The organism is Salinisphaera aquimarina (assembly GCF_042643355.1).
GTDB classification, from domain to species: Bacteria; Pseudomonadota; Gammaproteobacteria; order Nevskiales; family Salinisphaeraceae; genus Salinisphaera; species Salinisphaera aquimarina.
This window is the reverse complement of sequence record NZ_JBHRSS010000009.1, coordinates 209,221-221,222: the sequence shown is the minus strand read 5'-3', so window position 1 is coordinate 221,222 and position 12,002 is coordinate 209,221. Positions and strand designations below refer to the sequence as shown.

At 60.8% G+C, this 12,002-nt stretch carries 26 protein-coding genes; all 26 read left to right on the top strand.

Features of this window, described 5'->3' with window-relative positions; translation table 11 throughout:
• A partial coding sequence (locus ACFOSU_RS19375; protein WP_449329141.1) for an EF-Tu C-terminal domain-related protein occupies positions 1–115 on the top strand: 115 nt, incomplete at its 5' end.
• 15 nt (positions 116–130) lie between these two features.
• Positions 131–445, top strand: a complete 315-nt coding sequence (gene rpsJ, locus ACFOSU_RS19370) for a 30S ribosomal protein S10 (protein WP_380691602.1) — start codon at positions 131–133, stop codon at positions 443–445.
• Between the two features lie 145 nt (positions 446–590).
• Positions 591–1,298 (top strand): 50S ribosomal protein L3, encoded by a 708-nt coding sequence (gene rplC, locus ACFOSU_RS19365; RefSeq protein WP_380691601.1) that lies wholly within the window; start codon positions 591–593, stop codon positions 1,296–1,298.
• A 27-nt stretch (positions 1,299–1,325) separates the two neighbouring features.
• Positions 1,326–1,934, top strand: coding sequence for a 50S ribosomal protein L4 (rplD, locus tag ACFOSU_RS19360; RefSeq protein WP_380691599.1), 609 nt, complete (start codon positions 1,326–1,328; stop codon positions 1,932–1,934).
• A complete protein-coding gene (rplW, locus tag ACFOSU_RS19355; RefSeq protein ID WP_380691597.1) occupies positions 1,931–2,233 on the top strand; it encodes a 50S ribosomal protein L23 in 303 nt (100 codons plus the stop codon). The genes rplD and rplW overlap by 4 nt, the downstream gene beginning before the upstream one ends.
• Before the next feature lie 33 nt (positions 2,234–2,266).
• Positions 2,267–3,103 (top strand): 50S ribosomal protein L2, encoded by an 837-nt coding sequence (gene rplB, locus ACFOSU_RS19350; protein ID WP_380691596.1) that lies wholly within the window; start codon positions 2,267–2,269, stop codon positions 3,101–3,103.
• 30 nt (positions 3,104–3,133) lie between these two features.
• Positions 3,134–3,403 carry a 30S ribosomal protein S19 gene (gene rpsS / locus ACFOSU_RS19345; protein ID WP_380691595.1) on the top strand — a complete coding sequence of 90 codons (270 nt, stop codon included), beginning with the start codon at positions 3,134–3,136 and terminating at the stop codon, positions 3,401–3,403.
• A 16-nt stretch (positions 3,404–3,419) separates the two neighbouring features.
• A complete protein-coding gene (gene rplV / locus ACFOSU_RS19340) occupies positions 3,420–3,752 on the top strand; it encodes a 50S ribosomal protein L22 (RefSeq protein WP_380691594.1) in 333 nt (110 codons plus the stop codon).
• Positions 3,753–3,764: 12 nt separating this feature from the next.
• Positions 3,765–4,445 carry a 30S ribosomal protein S3 gene (gene rpsC, locus ACFOSU_RS19335; protein WP_380691593.1) on the top strand — a complete coding sequence of 227 codons (681 nt, stop codon included), beginning with the start codon at positions 3,765–3,767 and terminating at the stop codon, positions 4,443–4,445.
• Between the two features lie 6 nt (positions 4,446–4,451).
• Positions 4,452–4,865 carry a 50S ribosomal protein L16 gene (gene rplP, locus ACFOSU_RS19330; RefSeq protein ID WP_380691592.1) on the top strand — a complete coding sequence of 138 codons (414 nt, stop codon included), beginning with the start codon at positions 4,452–4,454 and terminating at the stop codon, positions 4,863–4,865.
• A gap of 9 nt (positions 4,866–4,874) precedes the next feature.
• On the top strand, positions 4,875–5,063 hold the full coding sequence (gene rpmC / locus ACFOSU_RS19325; protein WP_380691591.1) for a 50S ribosomal protein L29: 189 nt from the start codon (positions 4,875–4,877) through the stop codon (positions 5,061–5,063).
• A 12-nt stretch (positions 5,064–5,075) separates the two neighbouring features.
• Positions 5,076–5,372 (top strand): 30S ribosomal protein S17, encoded by a 297-nt coding sequence (gene rpsQ, locus ACFOSU_RS19320; RefSeq protein ID WP_380691589.1) that lies wholly within the window; start codon positions 5,076–5,078, stop codon positions 5,370–5,372.
• A 9-nt stretch (positions 5,373–5,381) separates the two neighbouring features.
• Positions 5,382–5,747 (top strand): 50S ribosomal protein L14, encoded by a 366-nt coding sequence (gene rplN / locus ACFOSU_RS19315; protein WP_380691588.1) that lies wholly within the window; start codon positions 5,382–5,384, stop codon positions 5,745–5,747.
• Positions 5,744–6,073, top strand: a complete 330-nt coding sequence (gene rplX, locus ACFOSU_RS19310; protein WP_380691587.1) for a 50S ribosomal protein L24 — start codon at positions 5,744–5,746, stop codon at positions 6,071–6,073. The genes rplN and rplX overlap by 4 nt, the downstream gene beginning before the upstream one ends.
• 11 nt (positions 6,074–6,084) lie before the next feature.
• Entirely contained in the window at positions 6,085–6,648 is a 564-nt protein-coding gene (rplE, locus tag ACFOSU_RS19305; RefSeq protein ID WP_380691586.1) for a 50S ribosomal protein L5, read from the top strand.
• Between the two features lie 19 nt (positions 6,649–6,667).
• Positions 6,668–6,973 (top strand): 30S ribosomal protein S14, encoded by a 306-nt coding sequence (gene rpsN / locus ACFOSU_RS19300; RefSeq protein ID WP_380691585.1) that lies wholly within the window; start codon positions 6,668–6,670, stop codon positions 6,971–6,973.
• A gap of 24 nt (positions 6,974–6,997) precedes the next feature.
• Positions 6,998–7,393, top strand: a complete 396-nt coding sequence (gene rpsH / locus ACFOSU_RS19295) for a 30S ribosomal protein S8 (protein WP_380691584.1) — start codon at positions 6,998–7,000, stop codon at positions 7,391–7,393.
• A 32-nt stretch (positions 7,394–7,425) separates the two neighbouring features.
• Entirely contained in the window at positions 7,426–7,956 is a 531-nt protein-coding gene (rplF, locus tag ACFOSU_RS19290) for a 50S ribosomal protein L6 (protein WP_380691583.1), read from the top strand.
• 54 nt (positions 7,957–8,010) lie between these two features.
• Positions 8,011–8,367, top strand: a complete 357-nt coding sequence (gene rplR, locus ACFOSU_RS19285) for a 50S ribosomal protein L18 (RefSeq protein ID WP_380691582.1) — start codon at positions 8,011–8,013, stop codon at positions 8,365–8,367.
• Between the two features lie 12 nt (positions 8,368–8,379).
• A complete protein-coding gene (rpsE, locus tag ACFOSU_RS19280) occupies positions 8,380–8,889 on the top strand; it encodes a 30S ribosomal protein S5 (protein WP_380691581.1) in 510 nt (169 codons plus the stop codon).
• A 12-nt stretch (positions 8,890–8,901) separates the two neighbouring features.
• The gene (gene rpmD / locus ACFOSU_RS19275; RefSeq protein WP_380691580.1) at positions 8,902–9,087 is read left to right on the top strand and encodes a 50S ribosomal protein L30; all 186 of its coding nucleotides are present in this window, start codon (positions 8,902–8,904) and stop codon (positions 9,085–9,087) included.
• A gap of 1 nt (position 9,088) precedes the next feature.
• On the top strand, positions 9,089–9,517 hold the full coding sequence (rplO, locus tag ACFOSU_RS19270) for a 50S ribosomal protein L15 (protein WP_380691579.1): 429 nt from the start codon (positions 9,089–9,091) through the stop codon (positions 9,515–9,517).
• 3 nt (positions 9,518–9,520) lie between these two features.
• The gene (gene secY, locus ACFOSU_RS19265; RefSeq protein WP_380691577.1) at positions 9,521–10,870 is read left to right on the top strand and encodes a preprotein translocase subunit SecY; all 1,350 of its coding nucleotides are present in this window, start codon (positions 9,521–9,523) and stop codon (positions 10,868–10,870) included.
• Between the two features lie 81 nt (positions 10,871–10,951).
• The gene (rpmJ, locus tag ACFOSU_RS19260) at positions 10,952–11,068 is read left to right on the top strand and encodes a 50S ribosomal protein L36 (RefSeq protein WP_353249644.1); all 117 of its coding nucleotides are present in this window, start codon (positions 10,952–10,954) and stop codon (positions 11,066–11,068) included.
• A gap of 135 nt (positions 11,069–11,203) precedes the next feature.
• Positions 11,204–11,560 (top strand): 30S ribosomal protein S13, encoded by a 357-nt coding sequence (gene rpsM, locus ACFOSU_RS19255; protein WP_380691575.1) that lies wholly within the window; start codon positions 11,204–11,206, stop codon positions 11,558–11,560.
• A gap of 34 nt (positions 11,561–11,594) precedes the next feature.
• The gene (rpsK, locus tag ACFOSU_RS19250) at positions 11,595–11,996 is read left to right on the top strand and encodes a 30S ribosomal protein S11 (protein ID WP_380691574.1); all 402 of its coding nucleotides are present in this window, start codon (positions 11,595–11,597) and stop codon (positions 11,994–11,996) included.
• Positions 11,997–12,002: the final 6 nt, after the last annotated feature.

Sequence of the window (12,002 nt, the reverse complement as noted above, 5' to 3'; positions counted from 1 at the left end):
CACGATGAACGTGGAGCTGATCCATCCGATCGCGATGGAAGAAGGTCTGCGCTTTGCAATCCGTGAAGGCGGCCGCACCGTGGGTGCTGGCGTCGTTACCAAGATCACCGCCTGAGGCGATTAGAAGACCATGGCAGCTAGTCAGAATATTCGTATCCGTCTCAAGGCTTTTGATCACCGTCTGATCGACAAGTCCGCACGCGAGATCGTGGAGACCGCCAAGCGCACGGGCGCCCAGGTGCATGGCCCGATCCCGCTTCCGACCCGCAAGGAGCGCTTCACGATCCTTGTGTCGCCGCATGTGAACAAGGATGCGCGTGATCAGTACGAGATCCGTACCCACAAGCGGATGATGGACATCGTCGAGCCGACAGAGAAGACTGTTGATGCTCTGATGAAACTGGATCTTGCTGCGGGCGTCGACGTCCAAATTAAATTGCAGTAAGACGAGACAAACCGGGTGCGGTCTGTTATAGTCCGCGCCCCTGGAGAGCAAAGCCCGCGACCGCGGGCTTCGTTAACTGGACATAACCAAACTTGAACTGTCGCCCCCTCTAGCGAGTGGCGATAAGCGAGAAGGTATTTCAAACATGGCTATTGGATTGGTTGGTCGCAAGCGCGGCATGTCCCGCGTGTTCGACGAAAACGGCGTATCCGTGCCCGTCACGGTTGTCGAAGTCGACCCGAACCGCGTGGTACAGAAAAAGGACATCGACACTGACGGCTATCGCGCCGTGCAGGTGACGACGGGCGAGCGACGCGCAAGCCGCGTGACCCAGGCGCATGCCGGCCACTTTAAGAAGGCAGGTGTGGAAGCCGGTCGTGGCATGTGGGAATTCCGGGTCGACGGCGAATGGCCGACGGTGCCGGGCAAAGCCCCGCAGCCGGCCGCCGAAGGCGAAGAGCCGGCCGAGGCCGAGCAGGTCGAGATCGAAGTGGGCGGTGAATTGACCGTTTCGCTGTTTGCCGAAGGGCAGATCGTCGACGTGGTCGGGCGTTCCATCGGCAAGGGTTATGGTGGCGTCATCAAGCGGCACAATTTCCGCTCGCAGCGCATGTCGCACGGTAACTCGAAAGCGCATCGTGCGCCGGGCTCGATTGGTCAGAACCAGTCGCCGGGCCATGTGTTCAAGGGCAAGAAGATGGCGGGTCAGCTGGGTAATGTCCGCACCACCGTGCAGAACCTGCGCGTGGTTCGCGTCGACGCCGAGCGGAACCTCATCCTGATCCAGGGCGGTGTTCCTGGCGCCAAGGGTGGTGACGTGATCATCGCCCCGGCCGTCAAGAAGACCGGTTAGCCCGAGACAGTCAGACAGGCATAAGTCATGGAACTCAATCTAGCAACAGGCGGCAAGTCGGTATCCGTTTCGGATGAGATCTTCGCGCGCGACTTCAACGAGACGCTGGTTCACCAGATCGTGACCGCCTATATGGCCGGTGGACGCTCGGGCACCAAGGCGCAGAAGAATCGGTCCGCGGTTCGCGGCGGCGGCAAGAAGCCGTGGCGGCAGAAGGGCACGGGTCGTGCCCGTGCCGGCACCATTCGCAGCCCGATCTGGGCCGGCGGCGGCGTGACGTTTGCGGCGGTCCCGCGGGATCATTCGCAAAAGGTCAATCGCAAGATGTATCGCGCCGGCATGCGTTCGATCGTCTCCGAGCTGGTGCGTCAGGATCGCCTGACGGTCATTGGCGAATTGTCGCTCGAAGCGCGCAGCACGAAAGGTCTGATCAAGGCATTCGCCGATCAGAAGATCGAGCCGCGCGGTCTGCTTGTCGTCAACGAGGTCGACGACAAGGTCGGTTATTCGGCGAACAACATCGTGGGGCTCGACGTCGTATCGGTGGCGGGCCTGGATCCGGTCGTGCTCGTCGGTGCCGCGAAAGTACTGATTACGGAAGAGGCGCTGCGCGCCCTCGAGGAGCGGTTGGCATGAATCAGGAGCGTATTTTTCAGGTTCTGCATGCTCCGCATGTCTCCGAGAAGAGCAGCATCGTCGGTGATGTGCACAACCAGGTGGTTTTCGAAGTTGCCAAGAGCGCGACCAAGCCGGAGATAGCAGAAGCTGTGGCTTCGCTGTTCGGCGTCAAGGTCGACGGCGTGACCACCACCAACGTGAAGCCGAAGCAGAAGCGGTTTCGTGGCCGGCCGGGTACCCGCAGCGGCTGGAAGAAGGCATACGTGACGTTGGCCGACGGCGAGGAAATTGATTTCCTCGACGGCGCCACGCAGTAAGCGCGACTCAGCGTCAGAGACAGGTAAGCAATTATGGCCCTCAAAAAAGCCAAGCCGACATCCGCGGGTCGTCGCTTCGTGGTCAGCGTCAAGAACAAGGCGCTTTACACGGGCAAGCCCGAATCTTCGCTCATCTCCAAGAAGAGCAAGAGCGGCGGTCGCAACAATAACGGTCGTATCACCGTGCGTCATCGTGGTGGCGGCCATCGTCAGCACTACCGCATGGTTGATTTCAAGCGCGACAAGGACGGTATTCCGGCCAAGGTCGAGCGCCTGGAATACGATCCGAACCGTAGCGCGAACATCGCGCTGCTGCTGTACGCCGATGGCGAGCGTCGCTATATCATCGCGCCCCGCGGCGTGGATGAAGGCGCGGCAGTGGTGTCCGGTCCGCAGTCGCCGATTCGTCCGGGCAACTGCCTGCCGATGGCAAGCATCCCGGTCGGCACGATCGTGCATTGCGTCGAGATGCGTCCGGGCAAGGGTGCCCAGATGGCGCGCAGCGCCGGCGCCGGCGTCCAGCTGGCGGCCAAGACGGGCGAATACGCGATTGTCCGCCTGAAGTCTGGCGAAACCCGTCGCGTGCATGTCAATTGTCGTGCCACGGTCGGTGAAGTCGGGAATTACGAGCACAGCCTGCGCCAACTCGGCAAGGCCGGTGCAACACGCTGGCGTGGACGCCGGCCGACGGTGCGTGGCGTGGCCATGAACCCGGTCGATCATCCGCACGGCGGTGGTGAGGGTCGCACGAGCGGCGGTCGCCATCCGACCAGCCCCTGGGGTTGGAAGACGAAGGGCTTCAAGACGCGTTCGAACAAGCGCACGGACGGCATGATCGTTCGTCGCAGCACGAAACGGAAGAAGCGGTAAGCCGCGTTCACATTAGGCACAGGAATAGCTATGCCACGCTCTATCAAGAAAGGCCCGTTTGTGGACCTGCATCTGGCTCGGAAAGTCGAAAAGGCTCTGACCAGCACCACGAAGCGTCCGATCAAGACCTGGTCGCGCCGCTCGATGGTGACGCCGGACATGATCGGCCTGACGATCTCCGTACACAACGGTCGCCAGCACGTGCCGGTGTTCGTGTCGGAGAACATGGTCGGTCACAAGCTGGGCGAATTTTCGCCCACGCGGACGTTCAAGGGTCACCTTGGCGACCGCAAGGGTTAAGGCGAGGTAAGACGACATGGAATCTTTCGCCAAACTGCGTTTCGCACGCATCTCGCCGCAGAAAGCGCGCCTCGTCGCTGACGAAGTGCGCGGCATGCCGGTAGAGCGTGCGCTGGAAACGCTGCAGTTTTCGACCAAGAAGGCGGCGCACATCGTGCGCAAGCTGCTGGAATCGGCGGTCGCCAACGCGGAACATAACGAAGGCGCGGACATCGACGAGCTCAAGGTGTCGGTCATCATGATCGACGAGGGCCCGACGATGAAGCGGATGAAGCCGCGTGCTCGCGGCCGCGCCGACCGGATTTTCAAGCGCACGAGTCATCTCATGATTCGTGTCGCTGACAAGTAATCGGTAAAAGATATGGGTCATAAAGTACATCCGATCGGTTTCCGCCTGGGCATCACCACCGAGTGGAGCTCGCGCTGGTACGCCGAAGGCACCGGCTATCGGGACGCGCTCAACACGGATCTCGAGATTCGCGATTTCATTCGCGAGAAGCTCGCGCATGCGTCGGTGAGTCGTATCCAGATCGATCGCCCTGCGCGTTCAGCCCGCATCACGATTCATACGGCACGTCCGGGTATCGTGATCGGCAAGAAGGGCGAGGATATCGACAAGCTGCGTTCGGAAGTGTCGACGCGCATGGGTGTGCCGGTGCATCTGTCGGTCGAAGAGATTCGCCGCCCGGAGCTGGACGCGCTGCTTGTCGCCCAGAACATCGCGCAGCAGCTCGAGCGCCGCATCATGTTCCGTCGTGCGATGAAGCGCGCCGTGGGCAATGCGATGCGCCTGGGTGCCGGTGGTATTCGTGTCAACGTCGGTGGCCGACTGAACGGTGCGGAGATCGCACGCTCGGAATGGTACCGCGACGGTCGCGTGCCGCTGCATACGCTGCGTGCCGACATCGACTACGGCCTGGCCGAAGCCAAGACCACCTACGGCGTGATCGGCGTCAAGGTCTGGATCTTCAAGGGCGAGGTGTTCGATACCGAACCCAAGATTGACGAGAAGCCCGCCGAATCCGGCGCGGCAGCGGGGTAATCAACCATGTTGCAACCCAAACGTACCAAGTTCCGCAAGCAGTTCAAGGGTCGTAATCGCGGCCTTGCACAGCGCGGCAACGAAGTCAGCTTTGGCGAATTCGGTTTGAAGGCCGTCGAGCGTGGTCGTCTGACCGCGCGCCAGATCGAGGCCGCGCGTCGTGCCATGACTCGCCACATCAAGCGTGGCGGCAAGACCTGGATTCGCGTGTTCCCGGACAAGCCGGTGACCAAGAAGCCGATCGAAGTTCGCATGGGCAAGGGCAAGGGCAACGTCGAGTACTGGGTGGCCAAGGTCCAGCCGGGTTCGATGCTGTATGAGATGGAAGGCGTATCCCGCGAGATCGCGCAGGAAGCGTTTCGTCTCGCCGCGTCGAAGTTGCCGGTGAAAACGGCTTTCGTTGAACGCAAGATTCTGTAGAGGCGGCACATGAAAGTTAAGGAACTGCGCGAGAAATCGCCGGAAGAAATGAAGAAGGAATTGCTGGCGCTGCGTCGCGAGCAGTTCAACCTGCGCATGCAGCAGGCCACGGGCCAGCTTACGCAGACGCACCAGTTCGGCGTGATTCGTCGTGATATCGCGCGCATCAAGACCGTGCTGCGCGAAGCGGCCAAATAGGATAGTTGAGCCATGAGCGAAGCAAGCCAAACGAGCGAAACCGCGACCAACCAGCGCATCGTCGCCGGCAAGGTCGTGAGTAACGCAATGGACAAGACCATTGTTGTTTTGATCGAGCGTCGTACCCAGCATCCGCTGTACGGGAAGTACATTCGTCGCAGCACGCGGCTGAAAGCGCACGATCCGGACAACACGTGCCAGGTCGGCGATTGGGTAGAGATCGCCGAAGGCCGTCCGGTGTCGCGCCACAAGGCGTGGTCGTTGCGTCGCGTGGTCGAGAAGGCCGGCGAATTCGATACCGCAGGATAAAGACAAGCCATGATCCAGACAGAATCGGTACTCAACGCGGCCGATAACAGCGGTGCCCGCCGCGTCCAGTGCATTAAAGTGCTGGGCGGCTCGCATCGTCGTTATGCCGGCGTCGGCGACATCATCAAGGTCAGCGTCAAGGACGCGATCCCGCGTGGTCGCGTCAAGAAAGGCGAAGTCATGAACGCGGTCGTGGTGCGCACGCGTCACGGCGTGCGGCGTGCGGACGGCTCCGTGATTCGTTTCGACACGAACGCTGCCGTGCTGCTCAATCCCAACAACGAGCCGGTCGGAACCCGTATCTTCGGGCCGGTTACGCGCGAGCTGCGTGAGAAGTTCATGCGTATCATCTCGCTCGCGCCGGAGGTGCTATGAGCTCCAAGCGTATTCGTAACGGCGACGAGATCGTCGTCAAATCGGGCAAGGACCGCGGACGCCGCGGCACCGTGACCCGTATTCTCGGCGACAAGGTCGTTGTCGAAGGTATCAACGTCGCGAAGAAGCACGTGAAGCCGGATCCGAACGCCGGTATCCAGGGCGGCATCGAGGAACGCGAGATGCCGCTGCACGTGTCCAACGTGATGCTCTACAACCCGGATGCCAAGAAGGGCGATCGGGTCGGGTTCAAGTTTCTGGGCGAAGGTGCCGACCGCCGCAAGGTCCGTATCTTTAAATCGTCCGGCGAAGTCGTCGACGCGTAGGCAATATAGTCATGGAAAACGCACAACAGATTCCAGCGCCGCGACTGAAGGCAGTCTATGCCGATCAGATCGTGCCGCAGCTGATGGAAAAGTTCGGCTACAGCAGCCGTATGGCGGCGCCGCGCATCGTCAAGATCACGCTCAACATGGGTGTGGGCGAAGCGGTGTCGGATCGCAAGGTCATCGAGGCCGCGATGGGCGACATGGCCAAGATCGCCGGTCAGAAGCCGGTGATGACACGTGCTCGCAAGTCGATCGCCGGTTTCAAGATCCGCGAAGACTGGCCGATTGGCTGCAAGGTCACGCTGCGTCGTACGCAGATGTATGAGTTCCTTGATCGGCTCGTGAACGTGTCGCTGCCGCGTATTCGTGACTTTCGCGGTCTGAATCCGCGTTCGTTCGACGGTCGCGGCAATTACAGTCTGGGTGTTCGGGAGCAAATCGTGTTCCCGGAAATCGACTATGACCGCGTCGACGTATTGCGCGGTATGGATATCGTCATTTCGACGAGCGCACAGAACAGTGAAGAGGGACGAGCGCTGCTCGACGGCTTCAACTTCCCGTTTCGGAAATAGGCTGGTCCCGGAGATAATTATGGCAAAGAAAAGCATGATCGCCCGCGATCGCAAACGCGTAAAGACGGTGGCCAAGTTCGCCGCCAAGCGTGAAGCGATCAAGGCACGTATCCACGATCCGGAGGCGACTCCAGAAGAGCGTTTCCTGGCATCTCAGGAACTGCAGGCGCTGCCGCGCGACGCCAGTCCGACGCGTGTCACGCGTCGTTGTGTCGCCACGGGCCGTCCCCGCGGTGTCTATCGTAAATTCGGGCTCTCGCGTAACAAGCTCCGGGAAGCCGCCATGCGCGGCGAAGTGCCCGGTCTTGTTATGTCCTCCTGGTAAGCCACAGCAAAGGTATCGGTACGCATGAGTATGACTGACCCCATTGCCGACATGTTGACCCGTATTCGTAACGGGCAGTCGGCAGATAAGGAAAGCGTCGAAATGCCGGCCTCCAAGCTCAAAATGGCGATTGCCAGAGTGCTTGAGGACGAAGGCTATATTTCCGGTTTTGAAACCACTGAGCTGGACGGCAAACCCCGTCTGAAGGTGCGCCTGAAGTATTACCAAGGTCACGGCGTCATTGAGAATATCGAGCGGATTTCCAAACCCGGCCTGCGTATCTATCGCGGCAAGGGTGACGTACCGGCGGTTGTCGGCGGTCTCGGGATTTCGATCGTGTCGACATCGCAGGGTGTGATGACCGACCGGGCCGCGCGTGAAGCGGGCCACGGTGGCGAAGTCCTCTGCGTCGTCTCGTGACACGCGTCGAATAACGCACAGGAATTTGGAATATGTCCAGAGTAGCGAAAGCACCCGTGGCCCTGCCGAGCGGCGTTGAATGCAACGTTTCGGCACGTGAAGTCCGGGTCAAGGGCAAGAACGGCGAGCTGATGTTCAAGCTGCCGGAAGGCGTCGACCTGGAAGTCGCCGACGGCGAGGCACGTGCCAAGCCGACCGGCCGCAAGCCGAACATGGCCATGGCCGGTACGGTTCGCGCCGTGGTGGCGAACATGGTCAAGGGCGTGAACGAAGGCTTCGAGCGCAAGCTCGAGCTGGTCGGCGTCGGCTATCGCGCGCAGGCTTCGGGTGACACGGTCAACCTGGCCCTGGGTCTGTCACATCCGGTCGCCTACAAGGTGCCCGAGGGTGTGAAGGTTCAGACGCCGAGCAATACGGAAATCATCCTCACGGGTGCGGACAAGCAGGTCGTCGGCCAGGCCGCCGCCGAGATCCGCAACTACCGGCCGCCGGAGCCCTACAAGGGCAAGGGCATCCGGTATTCGGATGAGCGCGTGGTTCGCAAGGACGCGAAGAAGAAGTAATCGCGTCGGATCATCATCGGCCTCCAATAGCCAAACAGATTGAACTAATACGCCATGCACAAGAAAACTATTTCGCGACTGCGCCGCGCCCGCCGGGCTCGCATACACATGCGCACCATGGGTGCTCATCGTCTGTCCGTGCACCGCACGCCGCAGCATATCTATGCGCAGATCTCGGCGCCCGACGGCTCGCGCACACTGGTGTGCGCCTCGACGGTCGAGAAGAGCCTGCGTGCCGATCTGGGCAGCACCGGCAACTGCGATGCGGCCAAGCTGGTCGGGCGCACGATTGCCGAACGCGCCAAGGCGGCGGGCGTCGAAAAGGTGGCGTTCGACCGCGCCGGATTTGCCTATCACGGCCGGGTCAAGGCCCTCGCCGACGCCGCGCGTGAAAGCGGCCTGCAGTTCTAACAGGATCTAGAGATGGCAGCACGTAACGAACAACGTACCGAAGGCGATCTGCTCGAAAAGCTGATCACCGTCAACCGCGTGGCCAAGGTGGTCAAGGGCGGTCGTCAATTCGGCTTTACCGCACTCACCGTGGTCGGCGACGGCGAAGGTCGCGTCGGTTTTGGTTATGGCAAGGCGCGCGAAGTGCCGCTGGCCATTGCCAAGGCCATGGAGGCAGCCCGCAAGAGCATGATCCGCGTGCAGCTCAAGGACGGTTCGACCGTTCAGCACGCAATCGTGGGCTGGCACGGGGCCACCAAGGTCATCATTCGTCCGGCCTCCGAAGGTACCGGCGTGATTGCCGGTGGCGGCATGCGTGCCGTGTTCGAGGTTGCCGGTGTCGGTAACGTTCTTGCCAAGAGCTACGGCTCGCGGAACCCGATCAACATCGTGCGTGCGACCATCAATGGTCTGCGCAACATGCATGATCCGGAGTTCATCGCGGCCAAGCGTGGCAAGAGCGTTGAAGAAATTACCGCTTAACAGGGGCGCGTGATGGCCAGCAAAGAAATCAAGATAACGCTCATCAAGAGCCCCGCAGGTCGTATTGCCCGGCATCGCGCCTGCGTGCGTGGCCTGGGGCTGCGTCGCATGCATCATACGGTGACGGTGATCGATACGCCGGAAAACCGCGGCATGATCAACAAGGTCGTCGACATGCTCGCGATCGAGGAGTCCTAGAATGAAACTCAACGATCTTCATCCCGGCGAAGGTGCGCGTACCGCGCGCAAGCGTGTTGGTCGCGGGCCGGGTTCCGGCCTGGGCAAGACCGCGGGTCGTGGTCACAAGGGCCAGAAGGCACGTTCGGGCGGCTATCACAAGGTCGGCTTCGAAGGCGGCCAGATGCCGTTGCAGCGTCGCGTGCCCAAGCGTGGTTTTCATAGCCCGATGACCGGCGCTGCGGAAGTGCGTCTCGATAGCCTGAGCAAGCTCGACGGCGACGTCGATCTGGCGGCCCTGAAGGCCGCCCATCTGATTCCGCGCGATGCGCGTCGGGCCAAAGTAATTGCATCCGGTGACATTTCGACCGCAGTGACGCTCAAGGGTGTCGCCGCCAGTGCCGGCGCCGTGAAGGCGATCGAAGCGGCCGGCGGCAGCGTCTCCGAGTAAGTCATGGCCAAGCGTCCCAACAGTCCAGCGGCCGGCGGCGGCATGATGCCGAACGCCGGGAGCCTTACGGAAATCCGTCAGCGCCTGCTGTTTCTGGTGGGCGCTTTGATCGTATTCCGTATCGGCACGTTCATCCCGGTGCCCGGAATCGATCCGGGCCAGCTCGCTCGTCTGTTCGAGCAGCAGTCGGGCACGATTCTGGACGTCGGCGTGATGTTTACCGGCGGTGCGCTCAAGCGCCTGTCGATATTCGCCCTGGGCGTGATGCCGTATATCTCGGCATCGATCATCATGCAGTTGATGACCGCGACCGTGCCGGCGCTAAAGGACTTGAAGAAAGAAGGCGAGGCCGGCCGTCGCAAGATCACCCAGTACACGCGTTACGGCACCGTGCTGCTGGCATCGTTCCAGTCGATCGGTACCGGTATAGCACTCTGGAACCAGGGCATTGCGCAGACCGGAACCAGTGAGCTGAGCTTTATCTTCACCACGGCGGTGTGTCTGACCACCGGCGCGATGTTCCTGATGTGGCTGGGTGAGCAGATTACCGAGCGCGGCGTCGGCAACGGCATTTCGATGATCATCTTTGCCGCCATTGTCGCCGGGTTGCCGTCCGCCATCGGCGGTACCCTGGATCTGGTACGGACCGGTGAGCTGAGCGTGTTCTTCGTGATCGCGTTGTTTGTCGGCGCCATGGGCGTGCTGGCATTCGTTGTATTCGTGGAGCGCGCGCAGCGCCGGATTCCGGTGCATCACGCGCAGCGCCAGCGCGGTCGGCGCATGTATGCGGCACAGACGCAGCATCTGCCGCTCAAGCTGAACATGGCAGGTGTGATTCCGCCGATCTTCGCATCGAGCATCATTCTCTTCCCGGCAACGATCGTTCGGTTTCTGGGTGAGGGCGGTACCGTCGCCAACTGGGTGTCGAATGCAATTGCGCCCGGGCAGCCGCTGTATGTGCTGTTCTACTCGGTGATGATCATCTTCTTCTGTTTCTTCTATACCGCGCTGGTCTTCGACTCGCGCGAGACGGCGGATAACCTGAAGAAGTCGGGTGCCTTCATTCCGGGTGTCCGGCCCGGTGCGCAGACGGCGAACTATATCGATACCGTGCTGACACGCCTGACGGTGGCCGGCGCAATCTATGTGACGGCGGTATGCCTGCTGCCCGAGCTGCTGATTCTGCAGTACAACGTGCCGTTCTATTTTGGTGGGACTTCGTTGCTGATCATCGTGGTTGTGGTCATGGATTTCATGGCCCAGTTGCAGGCTCATCTGATGTCACATCAGTACGAAGGGTTGATGAAAAAGAACAATCTCAAGTCGCAGGGTCGTGCCGGAATGCTCCGGTAAATTCGCGGACTCGGGATTGTAAAAGGATACGGATACCAAACTGGTTGTTTTCAACAGCCAAGTGGATGCCAGAGGTAGGACATGAAAGTTAGAGCTTCGGTTAAGAAAATTTGCCGCAACTGCAAGGTCATTCGCCGCAACGGAGCGGTGATGGTGATCTGTGCAACGGACCCGCGCCATAAACAGCGCCAGGGTTGATCGGCGGGTTTTTAGGCACGTCTTGTAAACACTGAACAGAAAGGCTATATTGGGCGGCTTTTCCGGCGTTGGAAGTCTTAGGCAGGGTTGCCGGGACGGATCACCGCCCGCCCGATAAGCTGGGAGATCAATCGAATGGCGCGAATCGCTGGAGTTAACCTCCCGATCAACAAGCATGCGGTCGTGGCGTTGACGTCACTTTACGGCGTCGGTTCCACGCGAGCGCGTGAAATCTGCGGCGCCGCGAATGTGGCAGTAGACACCAAGATCAAGGACCTGACCGAGGGTGAGGTCGAAGGGCTGCGCGCTGCGGTGCAGCAGTACACGATCGAAGGCGATCTGCGTCGTGAGGTGTCGATGAACATCAAGCGTCTGATGGATCTGGGCTGCTATCGCGGCCTGCGCCATCGTCGCGGTCTGCCGGTGCGCGGGCAGCGCACCAAAACCAATTCGCGTACGCGCAAGGGGCCGCGTCGGCCCATCCGGCGCTAGTTTTCTTCTCGCTCGAGAGTACAGGTAACGCTTTATGGCGACAGGCACGTCTTCTTCCACCCGCACACGCAAAGCGCGGGCGCGGCGCAACGTCACGGACGGCATTGCCTTCGTGTACGCCACGTTCAACAACACGATCATCACGATTTCTGATCGTCAGGGCAACGTGCTTGCATGGTGCACGTCCGGAAGCTGCGGCTTCAAGGGTTCGCGCAAGAGCACGCCTTTTGCGGCCCAGGTGGCTGCGGAGCGCGCCGGCGAAAATGCTTCGCAATGGGGCGTGAAAAATCTGGAAGTGCGGGTCAAGGGACCGGGTCCGGGCCGCGAAGCCGCAGTGCGCTCGCTCAACGGGTCGGGTTTCAAGGTGACGAGCATCATTGACGTCACCCCGATACCGCATAACGGTTGTCGCCCGCCCAAGAAGCGTCGCGTTTAGTACTGC

Excerpts from the sequence above, each read along its gene's own strand:
- rpsJ (WP_380691602.1), top strand. The coding sequence starts at position 131 with ATGGCAGCTAGTCAGAATATTCGTATCCGTCTCAAGGCTTTTGATCAC.
- rplC (WP_380691601.1), top strand. The coding sequence starts at position 591 with ATGGCTATTGGATTGGTTGGTCGCAAGCGCGGCATGTCCCGCGTGTTC.
- rplD (WP_380691599.1), top strand. The coding sequence starts at position 1,326 with ATGGAACTCAATCTAGCAACAGGCGGCAAGTCGGTATCCGTTTCGGAT.
- rplW (WP_380691597.1), top strand. The coding sequence starts at position 1,931 with ATGAATCAGGAGCGTATTTTTCAGGTTCTGCATGCTCCGCATGTCTCC.
- rplB (WP_380691596.1), top strand. The coding sequence starts at position 2,267 with ATGGCCCTCAAAAAAGCCAAGCCGACATCCGCGGGTCGTCGCTTCGTG.
- rpsS (WP_380691595.1), top strand. The coding sequence starts at position 3,134 with ATGCCACGCTCTATCAAGAAAGGCCCGTTTGTGGACCTGCATCTGGCT.
- rplV (WP_380691594.1), top strand. The coding sequence starts at position 3,420 with ATGGAATCTTTCGCCAAACTGCGTTTCGCACGCATCTCGCCGCAGAAA.
- rpsC (WP_380691593.1), top strand. The coding sequence starts at position 3,765 with ATGGGTCATAAAGTACATCCGATCGGTTTCCGCCTGGGCATCACCACC.
- rplP (WP_380691592.1), top strand. The coding sequence starts at position 4,452 with ATGTTGCAACCCAAACGTACCAAGTTCCGCAAGCAGTTCAAGGGTCGT.
- rpmC (WP_380691591.1), top strand. The coding sequence starts at position 4,875 with ATGAAAGTTAAGGAACTGCGCGAGAAATCGCCGGAAGAAATGAAGAAG.
- rpsQ (WP_380691589.1), top strand. The coding sequence starts at position 5,076 with ATGAGCGAAGCAAGCCAAACGAGCGAAACCGCGACCAACCAGCGCATC.
- rplN (WP_380691588.1), top strand. The coding sequence starts at position 5,382 with ATGATCCAGACAGAATCGGTACTCAACGCGGCCGATAACAGCGGTGCC.
- rplX (WP_380691587.1), top strand. The coding sequence starts at position 5,744 with ATGAGCTCCAAGCGTATTCGTAACGGCGACGAGATCGTCGTCAAATCG.
- rplE (WP_380691586.1), top strand. The coding sequence starts at position 6,085 with ATGGAAAACGCACAACAGATTCCAGCGCCGCGACTGAAGGCAGTCTAT.
- rpsN (WP_380691585.1), top strand. The coding sequence starts at position 6,668 with ATGGCAAAGAAAAGCATGATCGCCCGCGATCGCAAACGCGTAAAGACG.
- rpsH (WP_380691584.1), top strand. The coding sequence starts at position 6,998 with ATGAGTATGACTGACCCCATTGCCGACATGTTGACCCGTATTCGTAAC.
- rplF (WP_380691583.1), top strand. The coding sequence starts at position 7,426 with ATGTCCAGAGTAGCGAAAGCACCCGTGGCCCTGCCGAGCGGCGTTGAA.
- rplR (WP_380691582.1), top strand. The coding sequence starts at position 8,011 with ATGCACAAGAAAACTATTTCGCGACTGCGCCGCGCCCGCCGGGCTCGC.
- rpsE (WP_380691581.1), top strand. The coding sequence starts at position 8,380 with ATGGCAGCACGTAACGAACAACGTACCGAAGGCGATCTGCTCGAAAAG.
- rpmD (WP_380691580.1), top strand. The coding sequence starts at position 8,902 with ATGGCCAGCAAAGAAATCAAGATAACGCTCATCAAGAGCCCCGCAGGT.
- rplO (WP_380691579.1), top strand. The coding sequence starts at position 9,089 with ATGAAACTCAACGATCTTCATCCCGGCGAAGGTGCGCGTACCGCGCGC.
- secY (WP_380691577.1), top strand. The coding sequence starts at position 9,521 with ATGGCCAAGCGTCCCAACAGTCCAGCGGCCGGCGGCGGCATGATGCCG.
- rpmJ (WP_353249644.1), top strand. The coding sequence starts at position 10,952 with ATGAAAGTTAGAGCTTCGGTTAAGAAAATTTGCCGCAACTGCAAGGTC.
- rpsM (WP_380691575.1), top strand. The coding sequence starts at position 11,204 with ATGGCGCGAATCGCTGGAGTTAACCTCCCGATCAACAAGCATGCGGTC.
- rpsK (WP_380691574.1), top strand. The coding sequence starts at position 11,595 with ATGGCGACAGGCACGTCTTCTTCCACCCGCACACGCAAAGCGCGGGCG.